Below are 9,131 nucleotides of genomic sequence, written 5' to 3' on the forward strand. Positions count from 1 at the left end.
GCCCCTCAGGAAATGAAAAATCCCCTCGCACAGGAGGGGACGCCGCGCCGATGCCGACCACCGGACACCCGGGGTCGGGACTGATCAGCGCGGCCCGCTAAGCAGAAGGCGTACGGCACGCATGGCGTCAGGGTACCGCAGGGCCCCAGCGTGCCGCGACGCGCCGCCGTCGCCGCATTCCGGGGCCGGGGCGGGTGAACCCAACGCGCGGCGCAGCCGTACTCAGACGTTGACGGTCCAGTTGTGAAGGCATCGAAAAGCTGAACAGCGCTCCATGGTTACTTCGCGTAACGGCAGCTATTCGGACATCGCAACCGCCCCGTTGCCCTTTTGATGACAACGCAACAACTCAAACCTCGTACCGCTCGGTTTGGTGCCCCTTAGAGTGCGGCAGCGGGACCGCCTTCCCGAAACTGTTCGGAGTTGCCCCCATGAACCCACCCCGTAGTAACCGCTCGCTACCCAAGTCCGGCCGCTCGGCGTACGGCATGGCGTCGGCCGCGGTACTGCTGCTGATACCCGTCATCGTGCTCGCCGGCGGCAACGCGGTGCAGGACTTCCTCAACTTCGGAGCGGGTGTCCTCTCCCTCGTCTCCCTCAGCTGCTCGGTCATCTGGGGCCTGATCGCCCAGGACCGGATCTTCCTCAACATCCGCCAGCGGATCGTCGCGCAGGCCGTGCACCGGACGACCGCGGTCGCCTCCATCGCCTTCCTCCTGGTGCACGTCACCGTCAAGCTGGCGCTCGACCACACCGTCCTGATCGCCGCGCTGATCCCGTTCAGCCTCGGGGTGAGCGGAACGGGCGGACTGATCGGCTTCGGCTCCCTGGCCGGCCTGCTCATGATCTTCGTGGGCGTCACCGGCGCGCTGCGCAGCAACTTCGCCTCCCCGGCACCGGTCGCGGCGCGCTGGCGCATGATGCACATGCTGGCCTACCCGTCCTGGTGCGCCGCGCTGATCCACGGCCTGTACGCCGGACGCGCGGCCAAGCCGTTCTTCATGGTGTCCTACGAGCTCTGCCTGATCGGGGTCATGGCGGCACTCGGCCTGCGCGCGGCCCCGCGCCCGTTCAAGCGCAAGGTGGCCGACAAGGTCTTCGCGATCATCGGCACCTCCGAGCGCTCCGGCCGCGACGATCTGGACGCCAGCCGTGCCCGCAACGCGGAGGCCGCGACGGGGTTCGGCGCGCGCGGCGCCGCCACCGGCCCCGGTGCCACCGGGGGCTTCGCGACGGCCGGCGGGGTCGCGGGCGGCGGTGGGTTCGCGGGCGGCGGGCTCGGGGTCGGCGGGGGCTTCATCCCGCCGCAGCCCTCCTCGGCCGCCTTCGGCATCCCCGAGACCCGCACCATGAGCCCGGAGCCCGCGAACGGCTTCGCGGCGGCCTACCGGGCCGTGGGCGCCACCGCGCGCGCCGGGACGCCGGGGATGCCCGACGCGACCCAGCGCATGGACCTGCCCCCGGACCCGCGTTCCACGGGCGCGATCCCCAGGATCGAGACCCCGGGCGGCGGCTCGGGCAGCTGGCCCGTCCCCTCCCCGCCGCCGGTCGGCGAGGCGCCCCCGTCCGCGTACGACCCGCTCCAGGACACCGGGTACACCATCCCGCCCTACGGCAATACGGGGCAGAGCGGGTACAACGGCTACGGCGGAGGTGAGATGTACGACACGGGTGAGACGAACCCCCTGTACGGCACGTACAACTCCACCAACACGTACAACAGCGCTCCCGCGACGGAAACGCGACCCGGCACCTACGGCACGCCGGGAGCCGGCGAATCCTGGAACGCGCCTTCCGGAGGCTTTTAGTGAACGAGGCCCTGCCCGACGTCCCAGAGGTCCGCGTGGTCGGACTTCCGCAGCTCACGTCGGGCTTTGACCTTGTCGAGCGACTCGACCTGCCCATGCACCTCAAGGTGCACGGCCCGCTGGAACCGATGGGCGGCGAACAGCTCGCGCAACTGGCCGAACAGATCTCCCTGAAGGGGCGCGGCGGCGCGGGTTTCCCCTTCCACAGGAAGCTGCGGTCGGTCGCGGAGTCGGCGATCCGGCGCGGTGTCCGGCCGGTCGTCGTCGTCAACGGCAGCGAGGACGAACCGGCCTGCCGCAAGGACACGGTGCTGATCAACCGTGCTCCGCATCTCATCCTGGACGGCGCCCTGCTGGTCGCCGAGGCTCTCGGCGCACGCCAACTCGTGGTCGGCGTGACCAGGGCCTCCACCGAGCGGTCGATGGAGCAGGCGCTGGCCGAGCGCGGTCTGAGCGACCGGCGGGGGGCGCCCATACGCGCGCGCGTGCAGCGCAACCCGGTGCGGATGGTCACCGGTGCGGCCGCCTCGCTCGTGCGGTCCATCGACGGCGGTCCGCCGATCCCGCCCGGCCGCAAGACCAGCGCCTCCCAGAGCGGCGTGGGCGGCGCGCCGACCCTGCTGTCGAACGCGGAGACGTTCGCCCAGCTGGCCATCGCCGCGCGTATCGGCGCCGAGCGCTACCGCAACACCGGTCTGTACGACGAGCCGGGCACCGTGATGCTGACCGTCTCGGGCGCGGTCGACCGCCCCATGGTGATCGAGGTGCCGACCGGTGTGCCCCTGCGGTACGTCCTCCAGCTCGCCGGCGCCCCGCCGGTCCCCCAGGGCGTGCTGACCGGCGGCTACCACGGCAAGTGGATCGACGCGGCGACGGTCAACGAGGCGATCGTCTCGCGCGACTCCCTGGACGCCGTCGGCGGCTCGCTGGGCGCCGGCGCGATCCTGCCCATCAGCCAGGAGACGTGCCCGCTGGGGGAGTCCCTCCAGGTGGCCAAGTGGCTGGCCGAGGAGAGCGCCGGCCAGTGCGGCCCCTGCTACCTCGGTCTGCCCGCGGCGGCCCGAGGCATGGAGGACATCATGAACGGCGGCGGCCCCGCCGCCCTGGAGGCGCTCAAGCAGGTCGCCAAGGCCGTGAAGAGGCGCGGTGCGTGCTCGCACCCGGACGGCTCGGCGATGTTCCTGGAATCGACCATCAAGGCCTTCACGGACGACCTGGCGGCCCATGTCCTCGGCAACGGCTGCGGCAGGCCCGTGGAGGGCGTGCTGCCGCTGTTCGAGGGGGGCAGGACGCTCACGGGCATCCCCGGCGGCGGCCAGGCCGAGCCCGAGGCGGGCGCCAGCCGTCAGAAGATCTTCGTGGACTGGACGCTGTGCCGCGGCCACGGCCTGTGCGCGGACATCCTCCCGGAGGTCTTCGAACTCGGCGCCGACGGGTTCCCGACGGTCGCGCAGGCCCCGGTGCCGCTCTACGCGGAGGCGAAGGCGCTGCGGGCGGTGCGCCGCTGCCCGGCGCTCGCGCTGCGGATCGAGGAGGACACCCGGGCCATCGCGCCGTCGCGCAACCTGCCGGTGCTCTCGCAGGGCCGCGGGCGGCGCGCTCTCGGCCGCTGAGCGGGCCGTCAGGCGGTCGTACGACCACGGGCCACTCCCGGCGACGGGGGTGGCCCGTGGCGCTCCCTGTCACCCGTCCACGCGGGCCCGGAGCACCCGCGGACGGGTGCGCACATACGACGAAGGCGGTCCATCCGATGGGATGAACCGCCTCAAGTCTTGTGGAGCTAAGGAGAATTGAACTCCTGACCTCCTGCATGCCATGCAGGCGCTCTACCAACTGAGCTATAGCCCCTCGTGGCCACGCGGCCGAACCGCGTTGTCACCGTGTCGCCCGGTTTCCCCGGCGGCGACGCCAACATTACACGGTCCACCGGGTGAAACACCAAATCGTTTCCGCCCCGCCCGGACCTGGGCCGACACCGCCCGTCGGACCGGGCCGGCCCTACTCACGCCGTGGCGAACGAGTAGAAGCGCTTGAGCGTGCAGTGCTCGTCCAGGAGGCGACCGTAGATCGGCTCGCCCTCCAGCTCCCGGTAGGTCTCGATCGGGTCGCCCTTGATGATCAGCGCCCGCGCGCATTCCTCGCACCAGTACTGGTAGTCGGGGTTGACGGGTTCCATGTCCCGCACGATGGGCGTGCCGCTGCCGCACCAGTCGCACTTCCGCCTGTGTGCACCCATCGATCAGCTCCAGCTGTGGCCGCAGGCCGTGCACACGTAGGAGACGCCGCCGTTGTCACCGAGGACCTGGGCGACATGGGACGAACCGCAGGAAGGGCAGTCGAGGGGGGTGGCCTTCTGACGTCTCACCGCCACTCCGGGAAGGCCCGTGGCCTCCCCGCGGATGCTCGCAGGCATCGCTACTCCCTCCCGTCGGGCCGCGCCCCCTTCCGGCCGTCTGATTCTGCCACGGCCGGGCCGATACGGTCAGCGACGCCTTCGTACCAGTCCGGACACCGCCCCCGGTGTGGCTGTCGCGGCCGGCGCGTACAGGCACGCGAGGAGCGCGTCCGAAGAGGTATACGCCCCGGGAGCCCCAAGTGACTCAAACCCGTTCGGGAACAGAGAAAGAGAAGTGTCTGAAACGTGGAAAGTCCCGCCCCTTGACGGGACGGGACTCTCATCACCGATCTCTGACACCGCAAGAGTGTCGATCTGTGGAGCTAAGGAGAATTGAACTCCTGACCTCCTGCATGCCATGCAGGCGCTCTACCAACTGAGCTATAGCCCCTCGTGCCACCCGACCGGAGTCGTGTGGTGTCGCGCCCCGCTCGGCGGGGCGAACAAGAAGAACTTTAGCCTGCGACCTGCCGGAAAGTGAAATCCGGGTTCCGGCTCTCGTGAGGAGGTGTCAGTCGTCGTCGCCGAGGACCGGCTCGGGCAGGGTGCCGGCGTTGTGCTCCAGGAGCCGCCAGCCGCGCACACCCCGTCCGAGGACGGACCAGCAGCAGTTGGACAGGCCGCCGAGGCTCTCCCAGTCGTGGGAGTCCAGCCCGAGCAGCCGGCCGATGGTGGTGCGGATCGTGCCACCGTGGCTGACCACGACGAGGGTTCCGTCCTCGGGCAGCTTCTCGGCGTGCCGCAGCACCACGGGGGCGGCGCGGTCGGCGACCTCGGTCTCCAGTTCGCCACCGCCGCGGCGCACGGGCTCGCCCCGCTTCCACGCGGCGTACTCCTCGCCGTGCCGGGCGATGATCTCCTCGTGGGTCAGCCCCTGCCAGGCGCCCGCGTAGGTCTCCCGCAGGGCCTCGTCGTGGACGACCTCCAGGCCCGTGAGCGCGGCCAGCTCGGCGGCCGTGGCGGCGGCGCGCTTGAGGTCCGAGGCCACGATGGCGTCCGGCTTGAGGGAGGCGAGCAGCCGGGCCGAGCGGCGCGCCTGCCCGATCCCGGTCTCGGTCAGCTCGACGTCCGTGGAGCCCTGGAAGCGGCGCTCCACGTTCCACGACGTCTGGCCGTGCCGCCACAGGATGAGCCGGCGGCCCCGGCCCTTCTCCGCGGTGCTCGCGCCCGGGGACGTCACCGCAGGTCCCCACCCGGCTCGGCGTCGTCCTCGGCGGCCGTCAGCCGGGCGTGTTCGGCGGCCTTGCCCCGGGTCGCCCTGGCGTCCTCGGGCAGCTCCAGCTCGGGGCAGTCCTTCCACAGCCGCTCCAGGGCGTAGAAGACACGCTCCTCGCTGTGCTGGACGTGGACCACGATGTCCACGTAGTCCAGGAGCACCCAGCGGGCCTCCCGGTCTCCCTCGCGGCGCACCGGCTTGGCGCCGAGCTCCTTGTTCAGCCGCTCCTCGATCTCGTCGACGATCGACTTGACCTGGCGGTCGTTGGGCGCGGACGCCAGCAGGAAGGCGTCCGTGATGGACAGCACGTCGCTGACGTCGTAGGCGATGATGTCGTGCGCGAGCTTGTCGGCCGCCGCCTGCGCGGCGGTGCTGATGAGCTCGAGGGAACGGTCCGTGGCGGTCACTACAGGGCTTTCCGTAGGCGGTCAGTGGTACGTCAAGGGTCTCACGTGCCGCCGCCGGCACCCCCTGCGGCGACCGGACCGCTCCCCGGAGTCCCGGGGAGCGGGCCCGTGGCGCCGCCTCGCGTCACTGTTGCGCCCTGTAGTCCTGCCCGAGGACGACGGAGACACGGGCGCCCGTGGTGACCTTGCCCTTCCGCACGGAGCCGGTGGGAAGGCCCAGGGTCTTGGCGACCTCGACGGCGTTCTCCTTGTCCCCGTCATCGGCGTACAGGACCTCGGACGCGGTCCGGGAGGTCGTGGTCCCTGCGTCGATGTAGGTGTAGCCGCCGTTGACGAGCGAGAGCCGGGCACCGGCCGCGGTGGACGTGGACCCGGTGGCGTTCTGCACGCCGACCCGGACGGCGCCGCCGTCCGGCGGACTGCTCACGGTGCCGCCCAGCAGCGGCTTGACCACGGTGTCGGTGGCCTTCTGGCCGACGGCGCCGCCGGCCTGGACCGGCAGCAGCTCCGTCTTGTAGTCGCCGCTCTTGGCGTGGTCGGCGAGCTTGGCGAGGAAGGCGCCGAGGTCCTTGTCGCTCAGGGAGGGGTCGAGGATCTGGGCGAGGGTCTGCACGGTGGTCGTCGCGCCCTGCGGGTCCGAGGAGATCTTGCGCAGGACGCCCTGCATGACCTGGCCGAACCGCTCCAGCTGGGCGTCCTGGGGCTCACCGGCGGCCCGGTAGGTGGCGTAGGCGACCGCCATCTTGCCGCTGAGGGTCTGGTCCTGCCCCTTGTGCACGAGAGGGGCGCCGCCGCCCTTCCTGGCGGCGGGGTCGGGGACGTCGGCGTCGGTGCTGACCTCGATGTTGCCGACGAGCTCCACGAGGTTCTCCAGGTACGGCGTGTCCAGCCGCCAGGTGCCCTCGATCCTGGTGCCCAGCACCGAGTCGATGGCGTCGCTGGTCCCGGAGGAGCCGTCGTCGGAGACCGACTTGGCGAGGGTGGTCGTCTCGCCGTCGTCGGGGGTCAGGGCGAGGGAGTTGGGCAGCAGGACGGTGGCGCCCTGCTTGGTGGTGGTGTTGTCCACGAGCAGCGCGGTGGAGGTGCCGCCGCCCTCGGTGTTGTGCAGATGGACGACGATCACGTCGCGGTTCTGGGCGCCGGTGGCGGCGGTCGTGGCGGACGCGCCGCCCGCGGAGGTGCCGGGCAGCATGCCCGCGTACCAGAGGTAGCCGACGCCGCCCACCACCGCCAGCACGAGCACCACCACGAGGGCCGTGATCCGGCTGCGGGCGCGGCGCTTGGCCTCCTCGCGGCGCTCGGTGCGGTTCTCGGTGAACTGCAGCCAGTCGATGACGTCTTCGGACTCGCCGTCGGCCTCCTCGGCGAAGGCGAACTCCTCGTCGTCCTGCTCACCGGCCCGGCCGCGGCCCTGATCGGGTCCGTGCCCGGGTACGTGGTCGCCGCCGCGCGGTTCCCCGGTGGCGCCGGGAGCCTCGGCCCGGCCGTCCGCGTCCTCGCCCAGCGGGCCGCGACCGCCGTGGGCGGCCTGGCCGGGGCCGCCGTCGGCCGGGCCCGCCTGCTGCGGGATGCGGGTGGTCCGCCCGTCGGGACGCGGCGGCGGGGAGCCGGGCGCGGTCCGGCCGTAGGGGTCGTACCCCTCGTGCCCGTCGTGCCCGTCGTGTCCGCCGTCGGTGTCCGCTCCGCCGGCGGGGCCGTAGGGGTCATAGGGGTCGTACGGGGCGGCGGGTTGCCGGCCGCCGGTGTCGTAGGGCGTCCGGGTCTGCTGCGGGACGGCTCCGTACGGGTCGAATCCGTAGCCCTGGGGCTGCTGTTGGGTCCCGTAGGGGTCGTAGCCCTGGGGCTGCTGCGGGAACTGCTGCCGCGGGGCGACCTGCCGGTACACAGGCTGCCCGAACTCGTCATAGCCGACGAGCTCGTACTGGTCGCCGCCCGTGTATCCGTCGTATCGGTCGTTCACCGGTGCCCCTCTCGGCTCAGTCGCCGCGGTACAGCTGCCGCTTGTCGATGTAGCGCACCACGCCGTCCGGCACGAGGTACCAGACGGGGTCGCGCCTGGCGACCCTCGCACGGCAGTCCGTGGACGAGATGGCGAGCGCGGGAACCTCGACGAGGGACACCCCGCCCTCCGGAAGGCCCGGGTCGGTCAGGACGTGTCCCGGCCGGGTGACGCCGACGAAGTGCGCGAGGGAGAACAGCTCGTCCGTGTAGCGCCAGGTCAGGATCTGACCCAGCGCGTCGGCACCGGTGATGAAGAAGAGGTCGGTGTCCGGGTTGAGGGATTTCAAGTCCCGCAGCGTGTCCGTCGTGTAGGTGGGGCCGCCGCGGTCGATGTCGATGCGGCTGACCGAGAACTGCGGGTTCTCCGCGGTCGCGATGACCGTCATCAGATAGCGGTCCTCGGCGGGTGCCACCTTGCGGTCGGTCTTCTGCCACGGCTGCCCGGTGGGGACGAACACCACCTCGTCCAGATGGAACTGCGCGGCGACCTCGCTGGCCGCGACCAGGTGCCCGTGGTGGATCGGGTCGAAGGTTCCGCCCATGACGCCCAGGCGACGCTTGCCCGGGTTCGAGGGCCCGCTTCCGGGGCCGTATCCCGGGCCCTTCACCGGACCGGTGGGCATGTGCTGCTCTCCCATGCGTGCAGACCCTACCGGCCCGGCCGCCGGGCTCCGGCCGACAGGCCCTCTCGGGCGGCCGGGATCAGGCACCGCGCCGGGTTCAGCGGTCGCGGTTGAAGCGCGTGGTGACCCACAGCAGCAGGAGGAGGATGAAGAGGGCCGACCCGCCGGTCACGAACGGGCTGAGGCTCGCGTGGTGCTCGCTCTCGCCCTCGGCGAGGGTGGCCAACTGGGCAGCGGTGCTGTGGAAGCTCATCTTCGGCAGAACCTATCCGGTGTGGGCGGGATAAAGATGTCGACTCATCGTAAGCGGGTTGCCCCGCGGCGATCACGCCGACTCCGTCGTCACTTGCGCCTGTAGCCCCGCAGCAGGAACCACGCGGTCAGGATGCAGCCGAAGAACATGACGATCAGGACGACGCGGAGCAGGTCGCCGGAGCCCTGCCGATGGGCTGCCGCGGCTGCTTCGGTGAGCCAGACGGCGGAGGTGTGCTCCATGGGATCGCTCCTTCGAGGGTGTGCCCTGCCACGGTATCTCCGCCCAAGGGCTGTCCCGTAATCCGCGGCGGATCAGCGTGCGGCGTCAGACGCGGTGCATCGCAAGGCGGAGGGTCGTCCGCATACTGGATGTATGCGGACGATCCGACAACGCGGCGAGGTGCCGTAGCTGTCGTCGCGCGCCCG

Annotated in this window: 10 protein-coding genes, 2 tRNA genes and 1 pseudogene; 2 read left to right on the plus strand and 11 right to left on the minus strand. The window is 71.4% G+C overall.

What is annotated here, in order from left to right; translation table 11 throughout:
* The first annotated feature begins 431 nt into the window (after positions 1–431).
* Both AB0C59_RS08335 and AB0C59_RS08340 read left to right on the plus strand, forming a co-directional pair.
* A complete protein-coding gene (locus AB0C59_RS08335; RefSeq protein ID WP_363001897.1) occupies positions 432–1,808 on the plus strand; it encodes a cytochrome b/b6 domain-containing protein in 1,377 nt (458 codons plus the stop codon).
* Positions 1,808–3,421, plus strand: coding sequence for an NADH-ubiquinone oxidoreductase-F iron-sulfur binding region domain-containing protein (locus tag AB0C59_RS08340; RefSeq protein ID WP_363001899.1), 1,614 nt, complete (start codon positions 1,808–1,810; stop codon positions 3,419–3,421). The genes AB0C59_RS08335 and AB0C59_RS08340 overlap by 1 nt, the downstream gene beginning before the upstream one ends.
* A gap of 162 nt (positions 3,422–3,583) precedes the next feature.
* Here the strand turns inward: AB0C59_RS08340 and AB0C59_RS08345 are convergent.
* The 11 genes and pseudogenes from AB0C59_RS08345 to AB0C59_RS08395 form a co-directional block, all read right to left on the minus strand.
* A tRNA-Ala gene (locus AB0C59_RS08345) sits at positions 3,584–3,656 on the minus strand.
* 154 nt (positions 3,657–3,810) lie between these two features.
* A complete protein-coding gene (locus tag AB0C59_RS08350) occupies positions 3,811–4,044 on the minus strand; it encodes a hypothetical protein (protein ID WP_016643127.1) in 234 nt (77 codons plus the stop codon).
* A 3-nt stretch (positions 4,045–4,047) separates the two neighbouring features.
* Entirely contained in the window at positions 4,048–4,221 is a 174-nt protein-coding gene (locus tag AB0C59_RS08355) for a hypothetical protein (protein WP_363001901.1), read from the minus strand.
* A 69-nt stretch (positions 4,222–4,290) separates the two neighbouring features.
* Positions 4,291–4,431: pseudogene (locus AB0C59_RS08360) on the minus strand (MFS transporter); the annotation flags it as partial.
* 90 nt (positions 4,432–4,521) lie between these two features.
* Positions 4,522–4,594, minus strand: a tRNA-Ala gene (locus tag AB0C59_RS08365).
* A 120-nt stretch (positions 4,595–4,714) separates the two neighbouring features.
* Positions 4,715–5,383: a histidine phosphatase family protein gene (locus AB0C59_RS08370; protein WP_363001903.1), complete on the minus strand. Its 669-nt coding sequence runs from the start codon at positions 5,381–5,383 to the stop codon at positions 4,715–4,717.
* The gene (gene rsfS / locus AB0C59_RS08375) at positions 5,380–5,826 is read right to left on the minus strand and encodes a ribosome silencing factor (protein WP_363001905.1); all 447 of its coding nucleotides are present in this window, start codon (positions 5,824–5,826) and stop codon (positions 5,380–5,382) included. Before rsfS ends, AB0C59_RS08370 begins: the two co-directional genes overlap by 4 nt.
* A 124-nt stretch (positions 5,827–5,950) precedes the next feature.
* Entirely contained in the window at positions 5,951–7,786 is a 1,836-nt protein-coding gene (locus tag AB0C59_RS08380; protein ID WP_363001907.1) for a LytR C-terminal domain-containing protein, read from the minus strand.
* Between the two features lie 16 nt (positions 7,787–7,802).
* Positions 7,803–8,465: a nicotinate-nucleotide adenylyltransferase gene (gene nadD / locus AB0C59_RS08385; RefSeq protein ID WP_363001909.1), complete on the minus strand. Its 663-nt coding sequence runs from the start codon at positions 8,463–8,465 to the stop codon at positions 7,803–7,805.
* A gap of 82 nt (positions 8,466–8,547) precedes the next feature.
* Entirely contained in the window at positions 8,548–8,703 is a 156-nt protein-coding gene (locus tag AB0C59_RS08390; protein ID WP_363001911.1) for a hypothetical protein, read from the minus strand.
* Between the two features lie 89 nt (positions 8,704–8,792).
* On the minus strand, positions 8,793–8,945 hold the full coding sequence (locus AB0C59_RS08395) for a hypothetical protein (protein WP_363001913.1): 153 nt from the start codon (positions 8,943–8,945) through the stop codon (positions 8,793–8,795).
* Between the last annotated feature and the right edge of the window lie 186 nt (positions 8,946–9,131).

It is taken from the genome of Streptomyces sp. NPDC048664, from assembly GCF_040650555.1.
Taxonomy (GTDB): domain Bacteria; phylum Actinomycetota; class Actinomycetes; order Streptomycetales; family Streptomycetaceae; genus Streptomyces.